Raw genomic sequence first — 23,538 nt, 5'->3', positions numbered from 1 at the left:
TGCAGGGGGGACCCTGTGGGAGAGTAGGACGCCGCCGAACAATCTTTGGGAAAACCCCCGCATCGAAAGATGCGGGGGTTTTCTGCGTTCAGGGCCCTAGAAGGTCACTTCGGCTGTCTGGACCGTGCCGCCCTGGCGGCCGGGTGCCCTGTGCCATTTCCAGTAGAGGTTGGTGTGGGCGATCACCTGCTCCGGGGCGGGAGCGCCGTACTTGGTGAGGTCCTCCGTGGTGTGGGCGTCGGCGACCAGCGTCGCGTCGTAGCCACGGACGATCGCGCCGTGCAGGGTGGAGCGGATGCATGCGTCCGTCTGGGCGCCCGTGACGAGCAGCCGGCCCACCTTCCGCTCCGCCAGCACTTCCTCCAGACGGGTGTCCTCGAAGGAGTCCGCGTAGCTCTTGGGGACCAGGGGCTCGGTGTCCCGGCGGGTCAACTCGGGGACGTAGGCCCAGCTCTCGCTGCCCTCCGTCAGCTCCTCGTCGGAGTGCTGCACCCAGATGACCGGCACGTCCGCCGCGCGGGCCCTGCCGATCAGGGTGTCGATGTTGGCGATGACGCCGTCGCGGTCGTGGGCGTCCGCCACCACGCCGTTCTGGACGTCGATGACGAGCAACGCGGTGTTGGGTCGTTCGGGAAGCGTGGTCATGGGGACACCGTAGAGCCCGGCACCGACAGCGGGCGCCCGTATATCGGGTGAGGGCGGTGACGGGCGAGGCTACCGTGGCTGCATGAGTACCCCCACCAGCGATGACTACGTCGTCCGCGCCATACGTCCCGAGGAGTGGGCGGCCGTGAAGCAGCTGCGTCTGGACGCGCTGCGGGACCCGGTCGCCCACATCGCCTTCCTCGAGACCTACGAGGACGCCCTGGCCCGGCCGGACTCCTTCTACCAGGAACGGGCGGTCGGCTCCGGTGAAGGGTCCGGCACGGCGCGGCAGTTCATCGCCGAGGCGCCCGACGGAAGCTGGGCCGGCACCGTCACCGTGCTGCTCGAACAGGCCGGGACGACGGACTGGGCCGGGTATCCGGTCGAGCGGCGGCAGGGCCATGTGGTCGGGGTGTTCGTCCGGCCGGAGCACCGGGGCAACGGGCTGATCAAGATGCTGTTCGACGCCGGTGTCTCCTGGGCCTGGCAGCAGAGTGCCGAGCGGGTGCGGCTGTTCGTGCACGCGGACAACGCGCGGGCCCAGGGCGCCTATCGCAAGGCGGGGTTCGGGCCGAGCGGGCTGGTCGTGTCGTTCTCGAAGGACGAGGCCGAGAACGAGCTGGAGTTCGTGCTGGAGCGGTGACCAGCCCGCCGCGGCCTACCTGGGACCCGGCCCGGTGACCGGGCGGTCGCCGCGCAGCTCGGTGAAGAGCTGGCGCGACTTCTTCCTGTCCCAGGTCACCACGTTCCCCTTGGAGGTGGGAACACCGATACCGGCGACCGGGACGTTCATGTGCCTGACCCGGCCGCCGGACACGTCCCGCATCGCCCGGAACAGCCGCGCCAGTTCGGGCAGGTGCATGCCGTCGTCGACGACGAGGCTGTCCAGTCCCGCCTGGGCCGCCGGGTACACGGCGGCGGGGTCCAGCAGGGTGTCGCGGTGCGCCGCCCGGTGGGCGAGCGCCGAGAGGAATCTCTGCTGGTTCTGCGTGCGGTCCAGGTCGCCCCTGGCCTCCTGGTGGCGCTCGCGCACGAAGGCCAGCGACTGCCTGCCGGAGAGCGTCTGGCAGCCCTTGTGGAGGTCGGCACCCGACTTCTCGTCCTTGACGTCGCGGGCCAGGCACATCGGGACGCCTCCGATGGCGTCGACGATGTGCACGAACCCGCCGAAGCCGATCTCCGCGTAGTGGTCGATACGCAGGCCCGTGTTGCACTCGACGGTGTTCACGAGGAGCTCGGGACCGCCGTAGGAGAAGGCGGCGTTCAGCTTGTCGCGGGCCGTGCGCAGGGTCTTCCCGGTCGAGGGGTCCAAACGGCCGGGCAGCGCGACCCAGGAGTCGCGGGGCAGGCTCACCATGGTCGCGCCGTGCGCGCCGGTGTGCAGGATCATCATCGAGTCCGTCCGGCGGCCGCCGCCACCGCCGGCGTGCAGGTGCTCCACCTCCTCCGACGACAGCCCGTCACGGTTGTCGGAGCCCACGACGAGGTAGTTGGTGCCCTTGCCCGGCGGCGGGCGGTGCCCGTAGGCGTTCAGGTCCACGTCACGGTTCAGCTCGGCCTCCGCCCATCCGTAGGTGCCGCCGGCCGCGGTGACGACGGTGACGACCAGGGCCAGCAGACAGCGCCACAGTTTCCGCCGTTTCCTCTTCGCCTGACGTGCGTGGGCACGCCGTGGGGCGTAGCGGGAGCTGGGCCGCCCGGAGAACCGGGCGAGCGTGTCGGTGCCGTGTCCGGCCCGCCGGGCCTGCGGTGTCGTCACGCTCGGACCCCCCTGCTCCGTCCCGGCGTCCTTCCCGGTGTTCACGGTCATGCCGATGCCACCCCCTCCCGCTGGGGCCGTCCCGCTGCCGGTTCCTGCAGGAGCGGGTCCGCGGTTCCGGAGCGGTGCATGCTGTGCCACTTCAGGCGGGTGCCGAGGAGCGCCGTGATCACGGACTGGATGACCACCAGGTACATCAGCTGCCGGTAGACGAAGAGCTGGAGCGGCAGCACCCACAGGGTGCGCAGCCTTTCCCGGTCCAGCCGCAGCGCGTAAGCGGCGGTGACCATCTGGACGGCGAGGAAGCCGAGCCAGATCGCGACGGACTGGACGAGCCCGCGGAAGAGGACGCCGTACAGCGCGTAGAGGTCCATCACCGGCGCGCACAGCGGCGCGAGGATCTGGAACACCATGAGGTACGACAGCGCGCGGCGGCTGAAGCGGCCGGCGGGGCCGATCTCCGTGAGCGAGTGGCGGTGCTTCCACATCGACTGCAGGGTGCCGTAGCACCAGCGGTAGCGTTGCCGCCACAACTGGCTCAGAGTGCCGGGCACTTCGGTCCAGGCGACCGCCGACTCCTCGTAGACGACGCGCCAGCCGGCGCGCCAGAGCGCCATCGTGAGGTCGGTGTCCTCGGCGAGGGTCTCGTCGCTGACCCCGCCGATGCCCATCAGCGCGTCCCTGCGGAAGGCGCCGATCGCGCCGGGGACGGTCGCCATGCACTCGAGGACGTCGAAGGTCCGCCGGTCGAGGTTGAAGCCGTTGACGTACTCCAGGTGCTGGAACTTGCCGAGCAGGTGACGCCGGTTGCCGACCTTGGTGTTTCCGCTGACCGCTCCTACCGAGGGGTGGGCGAGCGGCTGGACCAGCCGGGACAGCGACTCCGGTTCGAAGATGGTGTCGGCGTCCACCATCACGACGATGTCGTGGCGGGCGTGGGCCAGGCCGGTGTTGAGCGCCTGCGGCTTGCCGCTGTTCGGCTGGCGGATCACCCGTACCCGCGGGTCGGCGACGGCCTCGACGATGCGCGCGGTGGAGTCCGTCGAGCCGTCGTCGATCACGATGATCTCCAGCCGGGGATGGGTGGAGGCGAGCAGCGAGTACACGGTGGAGGCGATGCCCGCCTCCTCGTTGTACGCGGGCACCAGGACCGTCACCGGGGCGGTGACCGGGCGCAGGCGGGGGGTGCCGGAGCGGAAGGTGTGCACCCGGCGCTTGTGGACGCGGGCGAAGACGCTGAGCAGCAGCAGTCTCAGGACACCGAGCGAGCCGGCGACAGCGAGGGTCCACGCCATCACGGTGGTGAAGACGTGCCCGATCCGCACCGACCAGATCAGCCCCTCGCCCCTGACGCGCTGGGCCGCGGGGACCCGGGTCACGAAGGAGGGGCGCCCGAGTCCGCCGCTGACGGTGGTGAACCTGGAGACCCGGTGGTCCCGCAGCAGCGCCCGCGCCTCGTGGTAGCCGAGGTCGGTGTGGCTGTACCGGGTGATCACCCCTTGCCATGGCTTGCGGGCCGGGTGGTCCGAGGCGACCACGAGGTAGCCCTGGGCCTCCGCGCGCCGCGCCGCCTGCCACTCGGGGCCGCAGAGCGTGTCCGCGGCCGTCGTGTGCGGCAGCCGCAGCAGGCTGGTGCGGATTCCGGCGGCGCCGGCGAGCGCGGTCTGGGTGAGGGCCAGTTCGGCGCGGGCGCGGAACGGCGAGGCGGTGCCGAGGTCGCCGCCGGTGTAGGTGTACGAGCCGACCTCATGGCCCTCCCGGACGATCCGCCGCAGGAGGGCGGGGTGGCGGACGGCGTCGTTGCCGTGGACGAAGAACGTCGCCCGTACGTGGTACCGGCGCAGCAGGTCGAGCAGGCGTGGCGTCCAAACCGGGTCGGGGCCGCCCTCGAAGGTGAGGGCGGCGGTGCCCGGCGGCATGCCGGAGGTCTCGACGCCGGACGGGCCGAAGCGGAGCACCGGTTTCCCGTCGTCGGCCGCGCGCGGTATGGGCCGCGTGCAGGGCTGTTTGGCTCGTGCGGAGTCGACCTGGTGGGTGGTCCAGCCGTCGCAGACGAGGGTGACGGCGACCGCCGTCAGGGAGAGCAGGAGCAGCAGCCAGTGTCCGCGTGGTGGACGTCGTACGTCGGCGTGCGGGCTCACCGTGGGGTGCCTCCGCCCTCCGCCCGGAGCCGAGGCGCACGTCTCTGTGCGATGTCGTGGTGGCCGGGGTCCGGCGCGTGGGACGGGTGGTGCGCGCGGTCGGGGCTGCCGGTGGGTCCCGGGGTGTCGTGGCCGGCGGGTGCGGGGCCATGGGTACGGGGCGGCGCCGAGCCCATCGGTTCCATGAGCCCGCCGACCAGCGCTCCGACGAACAGCAGGTAGCCGGAGCAGGCCAGTCCCGCGCTCAGGGACACCAGTTGCAGCAGCCTGCGGCGCCGCCCGGAATGGTCGATGAAGACGGGGCGCCGGCGGGCCTCGGGCGGCTGCGCCTCGGGCCGCTGTGCGGGGTGGGTGCCGGGTCCGTGGTGGTACTGCCAGCCGGGAGTCGTCCGGACTTTGATCGTCGGCGCCGTGGAGTACGTCGGCCGCCTCATGAGCGTGCCTTGCCGCTGCGGACGTCCGGGCGTCCGTCGTGGGCAGGCGCCGGGGGCGCGCAGCGCCCGTCGCTGGGTGTGCCGGCTATGTGGGGGGTGCCCTGCACGGGTTGCTCCTGATCTGTCGCCGCGCGGACGCGGCTGTTGTGGTGGGGGGACGGACCCGGGGGCCCGCTGTGGTGCGCCGCGTGAGGTGCCGGTACGCGCACCCGCACCCAACTCGTGGGGGAGCCGGGATACTTGATGGCGCGACGACCGGCAGATCACACGGCTTCCGACCCTACTCGGCAGAAACTTTCCGGGGCACCCCCCCTGATCGGGCGGCATGTTCCGCGGCCGCCGGGGGTGGTGCCCCGGCGCCTGTCCTGAGACGGCGGTCAGGCCGGCAGTTCCTGGTGCGGCCAGCGGGCCCTGGCCTGTTCGCGGGAGCGGAGCAGGGCGAGGGTGGGCATGCCCTGGTCGGCTCCGGTGGCGAGCAGATGGGGGAGCTGGGGGAGGGGGGCCACGGCCGCGATGTCGTCCAGGACCAGAGTCAGTGGTGGGTCGAGCCGACCGGAGGATGACCGTTCGGCCATGCGCCGGCCGTGCTCGACCACGCTCGAGACGAGGGCCGTCAGGAGGGGCATCGCACCCGGGTGGGTCCTGGGGTCCTCGATGGATTCACCGACCACATAAAGCGTGCCCCCTTCGTGGACGAAGGAATCCAGGGCGAGGGCATCGGTTCGGTTTGGGGTGCAGGCTTCGCGGATGTTGACGGTGGAGAGCGCGGTCAGCGCCCTGCTGATCAACTCCTGTGCCATGTCCCGGCGTTCGGGATGCGCGGTGAGGGCGGCCTCGAGCTCGCCCGCGGCGCCGGGGGCGGCCTTGGTGTGGGTACGGAGGGTGCGTACGGCGTCCTGGACCTGGGTGCCCTGGGCCCAGCGGTGGACATGGCGGACGGTGCGGGACTCCAGGGCGGCGGCGTGCAGATAGCTGCGCAGCAGCGTGGTGGCGGTGTCGGCCACGGCCTGGTCGAGCCTGGCGGTGGGCCGGACGGGGCCGAGGAGGCCCGTGGCCCTGTTCAGCGCCGTTTCCTTGTCCTCGCAGCCGCTGGTGGGGGACCAGTGGAGGCGGGCCGGGGTGTCGCAGAGGTGGGTGGGGTCGTAGAGGTGGGCGGGGCCCAGTTTGGCCCTGGCGTCCTTGGTCTCCGCCCAGACGGCGGGGTTCGAGGTGACCACCAGGGTCGGGCCCGGGGCGTCCTGGACGGCCTGGACCGCGGCGGTGTGCCGGGTCGAGGGAGCGCCGTAGCGGACTCCGCCCTCGCCGCCGGGCGCCTCGCCGCCGCCCGTCGGGGCACCGCCGCCCACGAGGTGTTCCACAGGCTGTGGAGCCGGCTCGGTGCGCGGCACCGGGACCTCGTGCCGCTGCTCCGGCGCCGCCTCGGGCACGGGAACGACGGCGGTGACGGCAGGAACGGCAGAAACGGCGGTCGGCGCAGGAGCGGCGGCGGCAGGCGCCGTTCCCCGCTCGGAGGCGCGCCGTGCCTTCTCCGCCCGCCATCTCGCCACCGTGCCCATCACGAACAGGGTGAGGACGAGCAGGATCATGAGCTGGCCGATGAACAGGCCCCAGAACAGGCCCCAGCCCGAGAGCTGGGCGGTGGGGGTGTCCGGCCAGGCGCCGGGCAGGTCGTGCGGTCTGCCGATGAGGTGGCGCATGGCGAGGGCCGTGCGGGCGAACGTCACACCGTCCGGCCAGGCGCCGTGGGCGAACAGGGCCCCCAGACCGGTGGCCGTCCACACCAGCACGGTCATGCCGAGGAGGAAGGCGAGTACGCCGATCAGCAGCCCGTCGGGGATTCCGCCCTGGCCCTCCCGGCGGGTGTCACGGCGATCGTCCGGTCTCACTCCTGCCTCCCCCTACGCCACCGTCGATTCCGAGTCGCCCAGGTGCTGCTCCACGAAGGCCGCCGCCCGCTGCTCGGCCTCCAGTTCGGCGGCGCGCAGGGCGTCGTCGGCCGCCCGGTCGCTGGAGGACTCGGTCATCGCGCGGTCGGTGAAGACCAGCGGGCGTTCGGTCTCCGTGACGAGGTGCTTGACCACCTGGACGTTGCCGTTGACGTCCCATACGGCGATGCCCGGGGTGAGGGAGGGGATGATCTCGACCGCCCAGCGCGGCAGGCCGAGGACCCGGCCCGTCGCTCTCGCCTCGTCGGCCTTCTGGGCGTAGATGGTCCTGGTCGACGCCATCTTCAGGATCGCCGCGGCCTCCTTCGCCGCCGCACCGTCCACCACGTCGGACAGGTGGTGGACGACCGCCACGAAGGACAGGCCGAGCCGGCGCCCGAACTTCAGCAGGCGCTGGAAGAGCTGCGCCACGAACGGGCTGTTGATGATGTGCCAGGCCTCTTCCACGAGGAAGATGCGTTTCCTGCGGTCGGGGCGGATCCAGGTGTGCTCCAGCCACACACCGACGATCGCCATCAGGATCGGCATGGCGATGGAGTTGCGGTCGATGTGGGACAGGTCGAAGACGATCAGCGGGGCGTCCAGGTCGATGCCGACCGTGGTCGGGCCGTCGAACATGCCCCGCAGGTCACCGTCGACCAGCCGGTCCAGGACCAGGGCGACGTCCAGGCCCCACGCCCGTACGTCGTCTGTGGCGACGTTCATCGCCTCCGCGGACTCCGGTTCCGGGTGCCGCAGTTGCTCCACGATGTCGGTGAGGACCGGCTGGCGGTCGAGGATGGACTCGTTGACGTAGGAGTGCGCGACCTTGAGGGCGAAGCCGGAACGCTCGTCCAGGCCGTGCCCCATCGCGACCTCGATGATCGTCCGCAGCAGCGCGAGCTGGCCCGTGGTGGTGATCGAGGGGTCCAGGGGGTTCAGCCGGATGCCGTGGTTCAGGGCCGCGGTCGGGTCCAGACGGATGGGGGTTATCCCCAGCTCCTCCGCGATCAGGTTCCATTCGCCGACGCCGTCCTCGCCCTGGGCGTCCAGGACGACGACCTGGCGGTCCTTGAAGCGGAGCTGCCTGAGGACGTACGTCTTCTCCAGGGCCGACTTGCCGTTGCCGGACTCGCCGAGCACCAGCCAGTGGGGGGCCGGCAGCTGCTGGCCGTAGAGCTGGAAGGGGTCGTAGATGTAGCCCTTGCCGGAGTACACCTCGCGGCCGATGATGACGCCCGAGTCGCCGAGGCCGGGGGCGGCGGTGGGCAGATAGACCGCCTGGGCCTGGCCCGTGGAGGTGCGCACCGGCAGCCGGGTCGTCTCGACCTTGCCGAACAGGAAGGACGTGAAGGCTTCCGTGAGGACGGACAGCGGGTCCCGCATCAGCGCATCAGCCCCTACCGTCGAATGCCGGTGGCGAAGGGAAGTGTGTTCACGAAGGCCCGGTGGTGCTCGCGGTCGCACCACTCCAGCTTCAGGTACGACTTTCCGGCGGAGGCCCTTATGGTCCGCTTGTCGCGGTTGAGGGCCTCCGGGGACCGGGCGGAGACGGTGATGTAGCCGACCAGGTTGACGCCGGCCGCGCCGCTGGCGAGGTCTTCGCCTCGCTGGTCCAGGCGGTTGTGGGCGGCGATGTCGCGCGGGTCGACGGTGCGGTTCATCTTGGCCGCGCGGGATGCCTCGGCCTCGTCGTTGGTCTTCTCGGTCAGCATGCGTTCGATGGCTACCTCGGTGGGCTCGAGATCCATCGTCACGGCGACCGTTCGGATGACGTCCGGGGTGTGGACGAGCAGGGGCGCGAGGAAGTTGACGCCGACGGGGGTCATCGGCCACTCCTTCACCCAGGCGGTGGCGTGGCACCAGGGGGCGCGGGTGGCGGACTCACGGGTCTTGGCCTGGAGGTAGGTGGGCTCCATGGCGTCGAGTTCGGCCGGCCAGGCGTTGCGCTGGGTCATCGCCTGGATGTGGTCGATGGGGTGGTCCGGGTCGTACATGGAGTGGATGAGGGAGGCGAGTCTGCCCTGCCCGAGGGGCTGGCGGACGCGGATGTCGGCCTCCTGCAGCCGGGAGCAGATGTCGGTCAGCTCGCGGGCCATGACGACGGCGAGTCCGGCGTCCCGGTCGACCTTGCCGCCGTGCGCGCGGACGGCCCGGCCCATGGCGTGTGCCTCGGCGGCCAGTTCGCGGCCGTAGTGCATGCAGGCGACGAGGTAGGCGCGGTGCTGCTCGCTGCTGGTGGACACCATGGACTGGAGCTGGTCGTAGGACCGGGACAGCCAGTCGGGGGCCTTGTCGTCGCCGCGCAGCGTGACGTCCTTGGCGTGGGCGTCGGGGTCGGCGGGCAGGGTGCGGGCGAGCATCTGCAGCCGGGTGACGAAGCCGTCGCCGTTGGCGACGTGCTTGAGCAGCGTGCCGAAGCGGTCGACGAGGGCCTCCTGGTCCTCGGAGTCGCGCAGGCCGACGCCGGGGCCCTCGATCTCGATGGCGGCGGTGACGGTCTTGCGGTCGGCGTGCAGGAGTACGGCGATCTCGTCGGGCCCGAACGGGGCGGCGAGCCAGGTGATCCGCCCGATGCCGGGCGGCGGCCCGACCTCGACCTCCCGCCCGTCCAGCCGGGTGCCGGCCTCGACCACACCGGAGCGGTAGGTGGTGCCGCGCTTGACGGTGCGCTTGTACGAGCGGTTGATCTCGAACCACTTGTAGAACGTGCGGCGCTTGTACGGCACGTAGACCGCGGCGAGCGCGAGCAGCGGGAAGCCCGTCAGCAGCACGATCCGCAGGGACAGGACGGGGACGAGCAGGCCGCACATCATGCCGAGGAACGCGCCGGCGACGATCAGCGCGATCTCGCCGGACTCGCGGTTCCGGCCGATGATCGCGTTCGGCCGGGCGCGGCCGATCAGATACGTACGGCGGGGCGTGACCGGATGGGACATGTGGGACTCGGTCGTCAACGCCCGTCACCTCCTGAGCGGTTGCTGCTGCTGTTGCGTGTGTTCCCGGCGTGCGGGGTGTTCACCGGGCTGGGTGCGCGCGGTGCGGGCGCGGCGGAGGGGACAGCTCCGCCGCCCTGTGGGGTGCGGCCGCTGTGCGCGGCGACGCCGCCGGAGGCGGGGTTGGCGGGGCGGGCGCCGGTGGAGCCGCCGCCGGAGCCGTTGTTGTCGGCGCGGGTGCTGTGTGTCTTGATGCCCTGGGCGACGAGGGTGGCGGGGGAGCTGATCACCGCGGCGGCCTTGCCCTCGGCGCCCTGCATGATGCGGTTGCTGCGGGAGCCGGCGATCTCGTCGCCGAAGCCGGGGACGAAGCGGTAGATCATCGCGCTGGCGAAGATGGCGAGCAGGATGATGGCGAGGCCGGAGACGACGGCGGAGAAGGCGTCGGGGCCGTTGTCGCCGGCCAGCGCGCCGGCCAGGCCGAGCACGATGACGATGACGGGCTTGACCAGGATGACGGCGATCATGATCCCGGCCCAGCGCCGTACGTGGCCCCACAGGTTCTTGTCGACCAGGCCGGCGTAGACGACGGTGCCGAGCAGGGCGCCGACGTAGAGCAGGGCGGCGCGGATGACCAGCTCGAGCCAGAGGATGCCGGCGGCGAGGATGCTGACCAGGGAGACGACGATCAGCATGATCGGTCCGCCGCCGATGTCGTCGCCCTTGTCGAGGGCGCCGGAGAAGGTGCCGAAGAACGTGTCGGTCTGGTCGCCGGTCGCCTTGGCGAGCACGTCGGTGACGCCGTCGGCCGCGGAGACGACGGTGTACAGGATCAGCGGGGTGAAGGCGGAGGCGAGCACGGTCAGCCACAGGAAGCCGACGGCCTCCGAGATGGCGGTGGTCAGCGGCACACCGCGGACCGCCCGCTTGGCGACGGCCAGCAGCCAGAGCAGGAGCGTGAGGATCGTGGAGGCCGCGAAGACCACGGCGTACTGCTGGAGGAACTTGGTGTTCGTGAAGTCGACGTTCGCGGTCTCCTTCACGGCGTCACTGAGCTTGCCGATGGTCCACGACGCGGCGTCCGCACAGCCCTTGCCGAGGGAGGAGAGGGGGTCGAGGGTGGATGTGAGGGGGTTGTCGGGGGTGGTGAGGCCCTTTTTCGAGCCGCCGCTGTCCTGTTCGCACAGTCGCTTGGCGGGACCGACGATCAGGTCGCAGTTGTTGGACGACGGCTTGGGCGTCGGTGCAGCGACAGCTCGGGTGGCAAGCAGCAGGACAGCGCTCTGCACGGCGGCGACAGCGGTGGTGACCTTGAGTACGAGGCGCGGACTACCGGGCATAGGTGAAGCCTCCGTACTCCTCGACGGCCTTGGCCATCTGGTCGGCGCTGGATGCCTTGCTGTCACCGGGGACGGGCGCGGGGCCGTCGGCCTGGGAAAAGCTGTCGACCTTCCAGTCACCGTTCTCCCAGCGCAGCTGGAGCTTCATGGTGAACCAGTCACTGGTGACGGGGTTGGTCGAGTTGTCACCGGCGGTGCCGAACACGCCGGTGCACCAGACTTCGGTCGTGGCGACTGAGTCCGAGTAGTCCGTGAGCTTGGTCCCGATGGGGGCTGTGCGCGAGACATACGTGTGTCCCGCAGGGGAGTTTCCGTTCTGGTCCAGGCCGACGTTGCTCAGGAACTGCTTGTCGTAAGCCTTGTTGAACTTGTCCGTCAGGGGTGCCTGCTTTTCCGAGACAAACACCTGTTTGACGATCGCGCCCCGCAAAGCCGGCTTGAGAATGTCGGCGGAAACCAGCGCCACCGCATAGTTCGCGGCAGCGCTCTGGGCCCCCTGCTCCGTGTGGGCGAAGCCCGCGGGGATGTCGGCGGACCTGGTGTCGACCGGCTTCGTGCCGCTCGCCGCTGTGGACGCGGCCTTCGGCCGGTCCGCCTTGTCGGCGGCGCCGTCCGTGGAGGAGCCGTCTCCCCGGTTCGCGAAGGCGATCGCCGCGATGAGGAGGACCACCACGCCGACGACCGTGACCAGGCCACGGGAGGAGGAGCGGCCCGTTCTGCGGGGCGCGCCGCCGTAGGGGTCGCCGCCGGGCAGGCGGGTCCGGGTCTGGCCCGCCTCGGTGTAACCCTGCTCGTCTCCGGGACTCATGCCGGGTAGGCCCCCTCCACGTCGTGGACATACGACGGTAGCCGTGCTGGTTCCCGCGCGGGCGCGGTGTGGTGACTCGACATCAGGGAAACGCAACCTCAGCCGGTGGGCACGACGGGTGGGTGGGGTGGAGGGGACGACCGGGCCGGCCCGGCGGTCGAGGGGGCGTCAGACCGCCATGCCGTACACGATCGTGAACAGGGTGCCGAGAGAGCCGATGATGAACACCCCGGTGAGGCCCGCGATGATGAGGCCCTTGCCCTGTTCCGCGCTGAAGGTGTCCCGCAGGGCTGTCGCGCCGATCCGCTGTTTGGCCGCTCCCCAGACCGCGATGCCGAGGCAGAGCAGAATGGCCACGGCCATGACCACCTCGATCATCACCTTGGCCTCGTTGCCCAGGCTGCCGAAGGGGCCCCAGTCCGGAGCGATCCCGCCGATGATGGTGTTGATGTCTCCCTTGTCGGCCGCAAAGAGCATGTAAGTCACCGCCCCTGGTGGGTAGTTCCGCAAGCCCCCTGCGGTGTGCAGAGGTCAGGTCCATTCTCGCCGACAACGCCGCGGTCGTATGTCGACTTGACGTCATTGGCCGGCGGGTTTCGTACGAATGACCCGTATGGTCACTCTGTGTATCACGGCAGGTCACGCCGGGCAACGACGCCGGAGCGGAACCTGTCGTGTGGTTCCGTCGTTGACCCCTTCTACGACTCCGCACGGTTTCTGACGGCTGGTCGGGTGACGCGTCGACACGATGTTCTCACGCCGGGTCAGCCGACCTCGATGTGCCGGTCCATCCCGAGCTGCTTGTGGCCGTCGACCGGGCAGTACAGGTCGTACGTGCCCTTCCTGAGGTGCACCGTCAGCGTCCCCTCCTGGCCGCTCCGGAGATTTCCGGTCCTGGCGTCCTCCACGCCGGGGCCGTCGATCGACAGGGCGTGCGTGATCCTGCCGTGGTTGTCGGAGACGAAGGTGTAGGTGCCCGGTGCGAAGGACGACCGGGACAGCTTCAGCGCGTACTCGGTCTCGGTGACCGTCACCCGGGTCCCGGGGTTCGCCCCGGTCGCGGGGTGGCTCGCCGTCGTGCCGCTCGTCCGGCCGCCGCCCCCGCCGGAACAGGCGGCGAGAACGAGCGCGGTCGCGCATGCCGCCGCCGCGGCGCCGAGTGGCGTGAGGGTCCTGTGTGCCGGGAGTGTCATGCGGCTCATCCCCTTCCGGGTGAAAGGCCGTCTGGCTGTATACGGGCGAGTGCGCACCAGGGTTTGCCGGGGCCGGCCACCCCCTGGGCTTCGGCGGTGGTGACCCGGCGTGACGACTCGGGAGGCGGGAGTGGCGGGGGGACAGTACGGTGGATGCGATGGCGTGACTCCGGGAGTCTCGCGGGAAGAGTATCGGTGTGGTCGGGACGGCTTTCTCAGCTCGTGGCGGAGAGTGAGGGCCTGATGAAGCGCATCTCTCGCACCGTCCGTGTCCGGTTCACCTCGCGGCCCGTGCTCCTCGGTGCCGTGGTGCTGCTCGCGCTGACCTCCGCCTCCGCCGCGGCCGCCGACGAGGGACCGGGGTCGCTCGGGGTCACGGCCGTGGCCGCCGAGACGGCGCGGACCGTGCGGGTGGGCGCGCTGTTCGGGGCCGACCGGACCGGCGGACTGGCCGGCGGGCACTTCTGCACCGCCTCGGTCGTGCACAGCCCGCAGCGCGATCTGATCGTCACCGCGGCCCACTGCGTGGACGGCGCCGGCGGCGATCTGGTGTTCGTGCCGGGATACCGGGACGGGAAGGCGCCGTACGGGGTGTGGAGGGTGGGGAAGCGGTTCGTTCCGGACGGGTGGGCGAAGGGACAGGGCGAGGACAGCGACGTCGCCCTGGCACGCCTGGACGCGCTGGACGGCAGGGAGGTCGAGGACGTGGTCGGGGCCGACCGGTTCCGGGCCGGGGTGGCCACCGGTGCCACCGCCGTGACCCTGACCGGCTACCCCGACTCCCGCGAGGCGCCCGTCAGCTGTACCAACAGGCCGGACCGGTACAGCCGCACCCAGCAGCGCATCGACTGCCCCGACTTCCCGGGCGGCACCAGCGGCAGCCCGTGGACCGACGGCGCCGGACAGGTCGTCGGGGTGCTCGGGGGGTACAAGAAGGGCGGGAACACGGCCGACGTCTCGTACAGCGTGGTGCTGCGCGGGCAGGCCGCGGAGCTGTACCGGGAGGCCACGGCCGCGTCCTGAGGGCACGTCAGTCGCCCTGCCCCCCCCCGTCGTTCTCGCCGTTCCCCTGTGAAATGGCGCCACTTCGCGCCTGTGGGGACTGGAACCGGTCCGACATGGGGGAGAGTTGGACCGTGCGAAAGGTATGGGTGCTCGGTGGTGCGGCGGTCGGGCTCGGGATGGGCTTCGTCATGCTGCTCGTCGTCGGGGTGTACGTGGTCGCCGGAAACCTCGTCAACAACGTCGCCACGGGCAGCCGCGGGCTCGCCAAGGGCGCCGTACCGGCCGCCTACAAGCAGCTCGTGCAGCAGTGGGGCAATCTGTGCCCCGCGCTGAGCCCGGCGCTGCTCGCCGCCCAGCTCTACCAGGAGAGCGGCTGGAACCCGACCGTCGTCAGCCCGGCGGACGCGCGCGGCATCGCCCAGTTCATCCCGAGCACCTGGGCGACCCACGGCATCGACGGCAACGGCGACGGCACGCGCGACATCTGGGACCCGAATGACGCGATTCCGTCGGCCGCGTCGTACGACTGCGAACTCGCCAAGTACGTCAAGGACGTTCCCGGGAACGTCTCCGACAACATGCTCGCCGCCTACAACGCGGGCGCCTACCGCGTCATAAGGTCGGGCGGGGTGCCGGCCATCAGCGAGACGCAGAACTACGTGAAGCGGATCCGCAGTCTGGAGAAGAGCTTCGCCGCGCCGGTCACCCGGCTCGACCCGAGCCGGCAGGCCGCGGGCGCCATCGCCTTCGCCCAGAGCAAGCTCGGCACGCCCTATCTCTGGGGCGGCAACGGCACCGCCGACCAGGGAGGACGCTTCGACTGCTCGGGTCTGACCAAGGCCGCGTACGAGAAGGTCGGCATCACCCTGCCCCGGGTCGCCAACGACCAGTACAACGCCGGTCCGCACCCCTCTCGGGACGAGCTGATGCCGGGCGATCTGGTCTTCTTCTCCGACGACCTCACCGACTCGCGGACCATCCGGCACGTGGGTATCTACGTCGGCGGCGGGTACATGATCGACGCGCCGAGGACGGGTGCCGTGATCCGGTTCGACCCGGTCGACACCCCCGACTACTTCGGTGCCACCCGGGTGACCGAAGATGGCGCAAAAGCACTCCCCACGAACGTGTGAACCAAGCGTGAACCTGCCCCCTGAGCTGCGGAGATGAGTCTCTCTTCGATAACGTCTGCGTGATCATTCGGTGGAGAGTGGAACGTATTGATGGGAGCCGTGCGTTCCTGTTGACGTAGCCGAGCGGACGTCAGTGCAGCGGATGCGGATCTACGAACCACGGGGAGCCGGAGCGACGCACACGAGGTGCGTCCGGGACTACGACGAAGGGGCCACAGCACCATGGCTGTACTCGCCGAATCCGGATCGAACCCCGACGTCGACCTGCTGTACGACATCAATGGCCTGGCCAAGGACGCGCCGCACTGGTTCGACCGGGGCATGGAGTTCGTGGGTGAGTACGGCCTGCTGGTGGCCATGGTGCTGCTCGTGCTGTGGTGCTGGTGGTCCGTGCGGCGGCGGGGCGGCGAGGAGGCGGCCTCCTCCGTCGCGGCACTGGTGTGGGCCCCGCTGGCGGCCTGCGTCGCGGTCCTGGTGAACGTGCCGATACGAGGGTTCGTCGAGCGGCCGCGGCCCTTCGTGGACCATCGGGGGCTGGACGTCCTCGTCTCCGGGAAGACGGACTTCTCCTTCGTCAGCGACCACGCGACGATCACGATGGCGCTGGGGGTCGGGCTGTTCGTGGCCAACCGCCGATTCGGCCTGGCGGGCATAGGAGTTGCGCTGCTGGAGGGCTTCTGCCGGGTCTACATGGGCGTGCACTACCCGACGGACGTCGTCGGCGGGTTCGCACTGGGCACGGCCGTCGCGCTGCTGCTGTCGCCGCCGGCCATGGCGCTGCTGACGCCGCTGGTGAAGGCGGTCGAGCGCTCGCCCCGGGCGGGGTGGCTCGTACGGAGCCGCTCCACCGGGAGCCGGGGTGACGCCCTGTTCTCCGGTGCCCGTACGCCGGTCGAGTCCGAGGAACGGGATCTCGCGGCGTAACCGGCCCTGATGCCGGCCGGGGCGCCCGCAACCGCGCAGGCACGGGTGTCTGGAAAGGGGCGCGGAGAACCACGCGTCCAGCCACGGGCGCCCCGCAGTCGGTGGTGATCCCCAGCCGGGGCGATGGGCTACAGCCCCTGCGCGTAGGAGAAGAACCGCTCCGGGTCGTACTGCCTCTTCACGGTGCTCAGTCGCGTCGCCGCGTCTCCGTAGTAGGCCTTGCGCCAGTTCCTCAGGGTGGGGTCCGTGTAGTTCTGGTAGGCCGCGCCGGAGGCGTAGGGGGCCATGGCCCGGTGAGCCGACGTCAGCCACGACTGCGCCGTACCGCCGGAGGCACCCGCTCCCCAGGAGGCGATGTACTGCGCCAGCATCCGGGAGCGGCGGTGGACGAAGGCCGTCGCCGTGGGGGAGACCCGGTTCACCGCGCCGCCGAGTGCGGTGAACGCGATGCTGCCCGCGCCGCCGCGGACGGAGCCGATCTGCTTGAGCAGGGCCTGGACGCCCGCGGCGGACAGCGAGCGGTCGAAGAAGTCGGAGCGGGCCGCGTAGGTCTCCCGGCCCAGCCTGCCCTGGGAGGAACGGCCCGGGGTGGAGCCGGGCAGGTGGCACTGGGCGTCGGAGGAGAAGGAGGAGCAGCCGGCGTAGATCTCCATGGCCTCCTCGTAGCCCCGGCGGCGCAGCGAGACGGAGGTGGCGTTCGCGCCGGCCTTGTGGGCCAGGCGGTCCACGGCGTTCTGCAGCTCGCCGTAGGTGCCGAGGGAGAAACAGGCCACCGAGACGGTGGGGGTCCGGCCCGGTGAGCAGGCCAGGTGCAGGGAGGACCAGATCTCGTCCGGCTGGGACGGGCCCCATTCCTGCCAGGCCTTGACGACCGCGGCCGCCCTGGACCAGGGCCACGTCATGTACGCCGTCACCGCCTGCGGCGCCGGATGCGTCCTGAAGTGCAGTTCGGTGACGACGCCGAAGTTCCCGTTGCCCGCTCCGCGCAGCGCCCAGAACAGGTCGGAGTGGTTGTGCGCGTCGGCCGTCACCTGGGTGCCGTCGGCGGTGACGAGCGTCGCCTGGGTGAGGCTGTCGCAGGTCAGGCCGTAGGCGCGGGAGGCGACACCGTGACCGCCGCCGAGGACCAGGCCGGAGACGCCGACGGTGGGGCAGGAGCCGGCGGGTATGGTCACGCCCTTCGCGGCAAGCCCCCGGTAGACGTCGATCAGTTTGGAGCCGGCGCCGACCACCGCCTGGCCGCCGCTCACCCGGATCCGGTTCAGCCGGGAGACGTCGAGGACGAGGCGGTTGTCGCCGGAGGAGTAGCCCGCGTAGGAGTGGCCGCCGTTGCGTATCGACACGCGTATGCCGTGGGCCTTGGCGTACGCCAGCGCCGTACGGATGTCGGCGGTGTGGGAGACGTAGGCCACCGCTGCCGGCTTCAGGCCGTCGAAGCGGGTGTTGTAGAGCTGGTGGGCCGTCCGCCAGCTCGCGTCCCCGGGGCGCACCAGGGTGCCGTCCAGGTCGCGGGCGAGGGCCGCCCAGTTCGCGGCGGCGGCCTGGCTGGTGGTCTTCAGCGCCGTACCGGACGATGAGAAGGACCGTGCCGAGGACCGCGCGGAGGAGTCCGTGCCAGAAGTGCAGCCCGCCAGCGCGGTGGTGGCCAGCGCGGCCGTGCCGCCCGTGATGAACGTACGCCGTTCCATGTCCGTCGCCTTTCCTCGGCTCTCCTGGAACGAGACGACGCCATGCGCACACGGGTTCCCGGCGCACGGGGAAGAACATCGAAGGCGTGTCCGTGCGAGAGGGACGCCGGAACCTCCACGTGCTCTCCCCGTGAGCATTCCGTGACCTCACCGGGCCGACGGCAGGGGTTCACCCCTCGTTCACTTCCGGCCATCGGCGGCTTCACCTGTTCTGCCTAATTTCGGCCTTACGCGGTGCTCGGGGCGGCCATGAACGCGCTCACGCACCTTCGATGTCTTCGCACGCCGCCGACTGCGGCGGCTCCTGGAAGGAACTCCCGAAAGTGAAGCTTCAGCGCAAGAACCGGCTGCGCGCCCTCTCGCTCGGTGCTGTCGCCGTCTCCGGCGCCCTGGCCCTGACGGCGTGCGGCTCCGACGACACGGGCAAGAAGACGACGGACGGTTCCTCGTCGTCCACCAGCGCCAGCTCCATCAAGTGCGACGACGCCAAGGGGCAGCTCCTCGCCGACGGCTCCTCCGCGCAGAAGAACGCGATCGACGCCTGGGTGAAGAACTTCTCGCAGGCCTGCGGCGTGCAGATCAACTACAAGGGCGGCGGCTCGGGCGCCGGTGTCACCGCGTTCACGCAGGGTCAGGTCGCCTTCGCCGGCTCCGACTCCGCGCTGAAGCCGGAAGAGGTCACCGCCTCCAAGAAGGTCTGCTCCGGCGGCCAGGGCATCGACCTCCCGATGGTCGGCGGCCCGATCGCCGTCGGCTTCAACGTCCCGGGTGTGGACAACCTGGTCCTGGACGCGCCGACCCTCGCCAAGATCTTCGACAGCAAGATCACCAACTGGAACGACCCGGCGATCAAGAAGCTGAACCCGTCGGCGAAGCTTCCCGACCTCAAGATCCAGCCGTTCCACCGCTCGGACGAGTCCGGCACCACGGACAACTTCACCAAGTACCTGATCGCCACCACCCCGGGCAACTGGAAGTACTCCGGCGGCAAGGCCTGGCAGGCCAAGGGCGGCCAGTCCGCTCCGCAGTCCGCGGGCGTGGCCCAGCAGGTGAAGCAGACCTCCGGCGCCATCGGCTACTTCGAGCTGTCCTACGTCTCGGACGGCATCAAGGCCGTCTCCATCGACACGGGTGCCAGCAAGCCGGTCGCGCCCAGCACCGAGAGCGCCACCGCCGACATCGCGGCCGCCAAGGTCGTCGGTACCGGCAAGGACCTGTCGCTGCAGCTCGACTACAAGACCAAGGCGGAGGGCGCGTACCCGATCACCCTGGTCACGTACGAGATCGTCTGCGACAAGGGCAACAAGGCGGACAGCCTGCCCGCCACCAAGGCCTTCCTGCGCTACATCGCCAGCGAGGACGGCCAGAAGATCCTCTCGGGCATCGACTACGCGCCCGTCCCCGACGAGATCATCGCCAAGGTCCGCACCACCATCGAGGGCCTGAACTGACCTGAGTGCGGCCCGGCCCCCGCGGGGCCGGGCCGCACCGTCCGGTGCACCGCCGCCCGGAGCCGCACCGCCCCCCGACGGGCGTACGGCTCCACCGAGCCGCCCACCCAAGCGGCTCCGCAGACCGGAGAACCCGATGGACATATCGACGCACACAACCGACGCACTTCCCCCCGGTCCAGAGCCGACCCTGACCGAGCAGGCGCGCAGCGCCCGTGGCGCGACCCGCCCCGGTGACCGCGTCTTCCTCGGCCTGTCCCGTGGCTCGGGCATCCTGCTGCTGGTGATCATGGCCGCGATCGCGGTCTTCCTCACCTACCGCGCCTCGCTCGCGATCAGCAAGGACCACGGCAACTTCCTGACCACCTTCGAGTGGAACACCAACCTCACCCCGCCGGTCTTCGGCATCGCGGTGCTGGCCTTCGGCACGGTCGTCTCCTCGGTCGTCGCCATGGTCATCGCGGTCCCGATCTCGGTCGCCATCGCGCTGTTCATCACGCACTACGCGCCGCGCAGGCTGGCCGGCCCGGTCGCCTACGTGATCGACCTGCTCGCCGCGGTGCCGTCCATCGTGTACGGCCTGTGGGGCGCGCTGGTCCTCGTGCCGCACATGACCGGCCTCTACGGCTGGCTGGACGAGTACCTGGGCTGGACCGGCGTCTTCGACTGGCAGGGCGGTGCCCCGCGCTCGATGCTCACCGTCGGCCTGCTGCTCGCGATCATGATCCTGCCGATCATCACCAACGTGAGCCGTGAGGTCTTCCGGCAGGTCCCGCAGATGCACGAGGAGGCCGCGTTGGCCCTCGGCGCCACGCGCTGGGAGGTCATCCGCATGGCGGTGCTGCCCTTCGGCCGCTCCGGCGTGATCTCCGCCTCGATGCTCGGCCTCGGCCGCGCCCTCGGCGAGACGATGGCCGTCGCCACCGTGCTCTCCCCGACCTTCGACATCCAGGCCAGCCTGCTCGACCCGGGCGGCGGCACCTTCGCCCAGAACATCGCCAGCAAGTTCAGCGAGGCGACCCAGGACGGCCGTGACGCGCTGATCGCCTCCGGTCTGGTCCTGTTCGTCATCACCCTGCTGGTCAACGGTGCGGCCCGCGCGATCATCGCCCGCCGCAAGGAGTACTCGGGGGCCAACGCATGAGCACCGCCAGCCTCGCCGACAAGCGCGCCGGTTCGCTGCGCGGCGCGAGCCTGCCGAAGTGGTCCCTCTGGGCCATCGCGGCCGGGTCCCTCTTGGTCGCGGTGGGCATCGGCCTCGGCGCCGGCCTGGACAGCAAGGCCCAGTGGGGCCTGATCGCCGCGATCCTGTTCATCCTCGGCACGTTCGGCATCGCCGCCCGCGTCGAGGGCCGCCGCCAGGCCAAGGACCGCGTCGCGACCTCGCTCGTCTGGGTCGCCTTCCTGCTCGCCCTCGTCCCGCTGGTCTCCCTGATCTGGGTGACCGTGGCGCGCGGTGTGAAGGTCCTCGACGTCTACTTCCTGACCCACTCCATGGGGGTCGTCGCCGACTCCGAGCCGGGCGGCGGCATCTACGCCGCCATCATCGGCAGCCTGGAGCAGGTCGGCCTCGCCACCCTGATCGGCGCGCCGATCGGCATCCTCACCGCGATCTACCTGGTCGAGTACGGGCGCGGCCGCCTCGCCAAGGCCGTCACCTTCTTCGTCGACGTGATGACCGGCATTCCGTCGATCGTCGCGGGCCTGTTCATCCTCAGCCTGATGCTGATCTTCGAGATGCAGCCCTTCGGCTTCGCCGGCTCGCTCGCGCTGGCCATCCTGATGATGCCCGTCGTGGTCCGCTCCACCGAGGAGATGCTCAAGCTCGTACCGAACGAGCTGCGCGAGGCGTCGCTGGCGCTGGGCGTGCCGAAGTGGCGCACCATCCTCAAGGTGGTCCTGCCGACCTCGATCGGCGGCATCACCACCGGCGTCATGCTCGCCGTCGCCCGTATCGCGGGCGAGACCGCGCCGGTGCTGCTGCTGGTGTTCGGCAACCCGTTCATCAACAACAACCCCTTCGAGGGCGCGCAGGCGTCGCTGCCGCTGTACATCTACCAGCAGTACTCGCAGAGCGCCGGCGCCAACGCGGCGTACGACCGCGCGTGGGCGGCCTCGCTCACGCTGATCGCCTTCGTGATGATCCTCAACATGGTGGCCCGGGGCATCGCCCGCTGGAAGGCCCCGAAGACCGGTCGCTAAGGCATCGATTGGCGGCTACCGCCGCATGGCGACCCCCTCAGCGACTTACTGGAAGTGAAGTAGTTATGGCCAAGCGAATCGACGTGAGCGGACTCACCGCTTACTACGGCTCCCACAAGGCGATCGAGGACATCTCGATGACGGTCGAGCCGCGCTCGGTGACGGCGTTCATCGGGCCGTCCGGCTGCGGCAAGTCGACGTTCCTGCGCACGCTGAACCGGATGCACGAGGTGACCTCCGGCGGCCGTGTCGAGGGCAAGGTGCTGCTGGACGACGAAGATCTTTACGGCGCCGGGATCGACCCGGTGTCGGTGCGGCGCGAGGTCGGCATGGTGTTCCAGCGGCCGAATCCCTTCCCGACGATGTCGATCTTCGACAACGTGGCGGCGGGGCTGCGGCTGAACGGCAGCTACAAGAAGTCCGAGCTCAGCGACGTCGTGGAGAAGTCGCTGAAGGGCGCGAACCTCTGGAACGAGGTCAAGGACCGGCTGAACAAGCCCGGCTCCGGCCTGTCCGGCGGTCAGCAGCAGCGGCTGTGCATCGCCCGGGCGATCGCCGTGGAGCCGAAGGTGCTGCTGATGGACGAGCCGTGCTCGGCCCTGGACCCGATCTCCACGCTCGCCATCGAGGACCTGATCGGTGAGCTGAAGGAGCGCTTCACGATCGTCATCGTGACGCACAACATGCAGCAGGCGGCCCGGGTGTCGGACCGTACGGCGTTCTTCAACCTGGCTGCGGTCGGCCAGCCGGGTCGGCTGATCGAGATCGACGACACCGAGCGCATCTTCTCCAACCCGTCGGTGCAGGCCACGGAGGACTACATCTCCGGGCGCTTCGGGTAACCCAGATCCCCTCGCGGTGCTGCATGGCGGTGCCACCGCGAGGACGCAGAAGGGCCCGCCCCCGTAAATCCCGGGGGCGGGCCCATCCGTTTTCCTGCCGGGCGCCGCTAGAGGACGGTCAGGTTCACGATCCCGAAGGCCGCCGCGGCGACCAGGGCCGCCGCCGGCATCGTGATGAACCAGCCCAGGACGATGTTCTTGGCCACGCCCCAGCGCACCGCGTTCACCCGCTTCGTCGCGCCCACACCCATGATCGCCGAGGTGATGACATGGGTGGTGGAGATCGGCGCCTTGAAGATGAACGCCGTGGTGAACATGATCGACGCGCCCGTCGCCTCGGCCGCGAACCCCTGCGGCGGGTCGAGCTCAATGATCTTGCGGCCCAGCGTGCGCATGATCCGCCAGCCACCGGCGTACGTGCCCAGCGACAGCATCACGGCGCAGACGATCTTGACCCAGACCGGGATCGGGTCGCCGAAGGTCTCGTGGCCGGAGATGACCAGGGCCAGCACCACGACACCCATGGTCTTCTGGGCGTCCTGCAGGCCGTGGCCGAGTGCCATCGCGGCCGCCGACACCGTCTGCGCGATACGGAAGCCCCGCTTGGCCTTGTGCGGGTTGGACCGGCGGAACAGCCACAGGATGGCCGTCATCACCAGGTAGCCGACGATCAGGCCGACGACCGGCGACAGGAACATCGGAATGACGACCTTGTCCAGGACGCCGTTCCAGAGCACCTCGGTACCGCCGGCGAGCGCCGCGCCCACCATGCCGCCGAAGAGGGCGTGCGAGGACGACGAGGGCAGGCCGAAGTACCAGGTCAGCAGGTTCCAGACGATGGCGCCGACCAGGGCCGCGAAGAGGATGGCCATCCCCTTCGAGCCCTGCGGTGTCTCGATCAGGCCCTCGCTGACGGTCTTGGCGACCCCGGAGCCCAGGAAGGCACCGGCGAGGTTCATCACCGCGGCCATGGCGAGCGCCGCCCGCGGGGTCAGCGCCCGCGTCGACACCGAGGTCGCGATCGCGTTCGCGGAGTCGTGGAAGCCGTTCGTGTACGTGAAGAAGAGCGCGACCGCGACGGTCACGATCAGGGCGAAGGTGTCCATCGACGC

21 protein-coding genes are annotated in these 23,538 nt (G+C 70.4%); 8 read left to right on the top strand and 13 right to left on the bottom strand.

What is annotated here, in order from left to right:
* Window positions 1-96: 96 nt before the first annotated feature.
* Complete coding sequence (locus tag ACZ6B1_RS17930) at window positions 97-645, bottom strand: cysteine hydrolase family protein (protein ID WP_468779373.1); 549 nt, start codon at window positions 643-645, stop codon at window positions 97-99.
* Window positions 646-727: 82 nt separating this feature from the next.
* Here ACZ6B1_RS17930 and ACZ6B1_RS17925 point away from each other — a divergent pair, with 82 nt between their 5' ends.
* Window positions 728-1,288: a GNAT family N-acetyltransferase gene (locus ACZ6B1_RS17925; protein ID WP_468779371.1), complete on the top strand. Its 561-nt coding sequence runs from the start codon at window positions 728-730 to the stop codon at window positions 1,286-1,288.
* A gap of 15 nt (window positions 1,289-1,303) precedes the next feature.
* Here ACZ6B1_RS17925 and ACZ6B1_RS17920 read toward each other — a convergent pair whose 3' ends face one another.
* The 10 genes from ACZ6B1_RS17920 to ACZ6B1_RS17875 form a co-directional block, all read right to left on the bottom strand.
* A complete protein-coding gene (locus ACZ6B1_RS17920; RefSeq protein ID WP_468779370.1) occupies window positions 1,304-2,455 on the bottom strand; it encodes an LCP family protein in 1,152 nt (383 codons plus the stop codon).
* Window positions 2,452-4,545, bottom strand: a complete 2,094-nt coding sequence (locus ACZ6B1_RS17915; RefSeq protein ID WP_468779369.1) for a bifunctional polysaccharide deacetylase/glycosyltransferase family 2 protein — start codon at window positions 4,543-4,545, stop codon at window positions 2,452-2,454. The genes ACZ6B1_RS17920 and ACZ6B1_RS17915 overlap by 4 nt, the downstream gene beginning before the upstream one ends.
* Window positions 4,542-4,979, bottom strand: a complete 438-nt coding sequence (locus ACZ6B1_RS17910) for a hypothetical protein (RefSeq protein ID WP_468779367.1) — start codon at window positions 4,977-4,979, stop codon at window positions 4,542-4,544. Before ACZ6B1_RS17910 ends, ACZ6B1_RS17915 begins: the two co-directional genes overlap by 4 nt.
* Window positions 4,980-5,356: 377 nt before the next feature.
* Entirely contained in the window at window positions 5,357-6,865 is a 1,509-nt protein-coding gene (locus tag ACZ6B1_RS17905; protein ID WP_468779366.1) for a type IV secretory system conjugative DNA transfer family protein, read from the bottom strand.
* A 12-nt stretch (window positions 6,866-6,877) separates the two neighbouring features.
* Entirely contained in the window at window positions 6,878-8,290 is a 1,413-nt protein-coding gene (locus ACZ6B1_RS17900; protein ID WP_468779365.1) for an ATP-binding protein, read from the bottom strand.
* 14 nt (window positions 8,291-8,304) lie between these two features.
* Window positions 8,305-9,843, bottom strand: a complete 1,539-nt coding sequence (locus ACZ6B1_RS17895) for an SCO6880 family protein (protein WP_468779410.1) — start codon at window positions 9,841-9,843, stop codon at window positions 8,305-8,307.
* 14 nt (window positions 9,844-9,857) lie between these two features.
* On the bottom strand, window positions 9,858-11,180 hold the full coding sequence (locus tag ACZ6B1_RS17890) for a hypothetical protein (RefSeq protein ID WP_468779363.1): 1,323 nt from the start codon (window positions 11,178-11,180) through the stop codon (window positions 9,858-9,860).
* Window positions 11,170-11,988 (bottom strand): DUF8175 domain-containg protein, encoded by an 819-nt coding sequence (locus ACZ6B1_RS17885; protein ID WP_468779361.1) that lies wholly within the window; start codon window positions 11,986-11,988, stop codon window positions 11,170-11,172. The genes ACZ6B1_RS17890 and ACZ6B1_RS17885 overlap by 11 nt, the downstream gene beginning before the upstream one ends.
* A gap of 168 nt (window positions 11,989-12,156) precedes the next feature.
* On the bottom strand, window positions 12,157-12,465 hold the full coding sequence (locus ACZ6B1_RS17880) for a hypothetical protein (protein WP_014673544.1): 309 nt from the start codon (window positions 12,463-12,465) through the stop codon (window positions 12,157-12,159).
* A 287-nt stretch (window positions 12,466-12,752) separates the two neighbouring features.
* A complete protein-coding gene (locus ACZ6B1_RS17875) occupies window positions 12,753-13,181 on the bottom strand; it encodes a cupredoxin domain-containing protein (RefSeq protein WP_468779359.1) in 429 nt (142 codons plus the stop codon).
* 243 nt (window positions 13,182-13,424) lie between these two features.
* On the opposite strand from ACZ6B1_RS17875, the gene ACZ6B1_RS17870 reads away from it, so the two are divergent.
* From ACZ6B1_RS17870 to ACZ6B1_RS17860, 3 genes are all read left to right on the top strand, one after another.
* Window positions 13,425-14,204, top strand: coding sequence for a trypsin-like serine peptidase (locus tag ACZ6B1_RS17870; protein ID WP_468779357.1), 780 nt, complete (start codon window positions 13,425-13,427; stop codon window positions 14,202-14,204).
* A 113-nt stretch (window positions 14,205-14,317) separates the two neighbouring features.
* On the top strand, window positions 14,318-15,319 hold the full coding sequence (locus tag ACZ6B1_RS17865) for a C40 family peptidase (RefSeq protein WP_468779355.1): 1,002 nt from the start codon (window positions 14,318-14,320) through the stop codon (window positions 15,317-15,319).
* A gap of 222 nt (window positions 15,320-15,541) precedes the next feature.
* The gene (locus ACZ6B1_RS17860) at window positions 15,542-16,243 is read left to right on the top strand and encodes a phosphatase PAP2 family protein (protein ID WP_468779353.1); all 702 of its coding nucleotides are present in this window, start codon (window positions 15,542-15,544) and stop codon (window positions 16,241-16,243) included.
* Between the two features lie 128 nt (window positions 16,244-16,371).
* Here ACZ6B1_RS17860 and ACZ6B1_RS17855 read toward each other — a convergent pair whose 3' ends face one another.
* Entirely contained in the window at window positions 16,372-17,931 is a 1,560-nt protein-coding gene (locus ACZ6B1_RS17855; protein ID WP_468779352.1) for an FAD-binding oxidoreductase, read from the bottom strand.
* Window positions 17,932-18,254: 323 nt separating this feature from the next.
* On the opposite strand from ACZ6B1_RS17855, the gene pstS reads away from it, so the two are divergent.
* From pstS to pstB, 4 genes are all read left to right on the top strand, one after another.
* On the top strand, window positions 18,255-19,382 hold the full coding sequence (gene pstS / locus ACZ6B1_RS17850) for a phosphate ABC transporter substrate-binding protein PstS (protein WP_468779350.1): 1,128 nt from the start codon (window positions 18,255-18,257) through the stop codon (window positions 19,380-19,382).
* A 136-nt stretch (window positions 19,383-19,518) separates the two neighbouring features.
* Window positions 19,519-20,526, top strand: a complete 1,008-nt coding sequence (pstC, locus tag ACZ6B1_RS17845) for a phosphate ABC transporter permease subunit PstC (protein ID WP_468779349.1) — start codon at window positions 19,519-19,521, stop codon at window positions 20,524-20,526.
* Complete coding sequence (gene pstA, locus ACZ6B1_RS17840; RefSeq protein ID WP_468779347.1) at window positions 20,523-21,584, top strand: phosphate ABC transporter permease PstA; 1,062 nt, start codon at window positions 20,523-20,525, stop codon at window positions 21,582-21,584. Before pstC ends, pstA begins: the two co-directional genes overlap by 4 nt.
* Window positions 21,585-21,649: 65 nt before the next feature.
* A complete protein-coding gene (gene pstB, locus ACZ6B1_RS17835) occupies window positions 21,650-22,426 on the top strand; it encodes a phosphate ABC transporter ATP-binding protein PstB (protein WP_390054174.1) in 777 nt (258 codons plus the stop codon).
* Window positions 22,427-22,533: 107 nt separating this feature from the next.
* Here the strand turns inward: pstB and ACZ6B1_RS17830 are convergent, their stop codons facing one another.
* The gene (locus ACZ6B1_RS17830; protein ID WP_468779345.1) at window positions 22,534-23,532 is read right to left on the bottom strand and encodes an inorganic phosphate transporter; all 999 of its coding nucleotides are present in this window, start codon (window positions 23,530-23,532) and stop codon (window positions 22,534-22,536) included.
* Window positions 23,533-23,538 lie beyond the last annotated feature (6 nt).

The organism is Streptomyces sp. NPDC041129, assembly GCF_055592265.1.
Note: the sequence above shows the minus strand (reverse complement) of the source record. Positions and strands in the feature narration are given on the sequence as shown.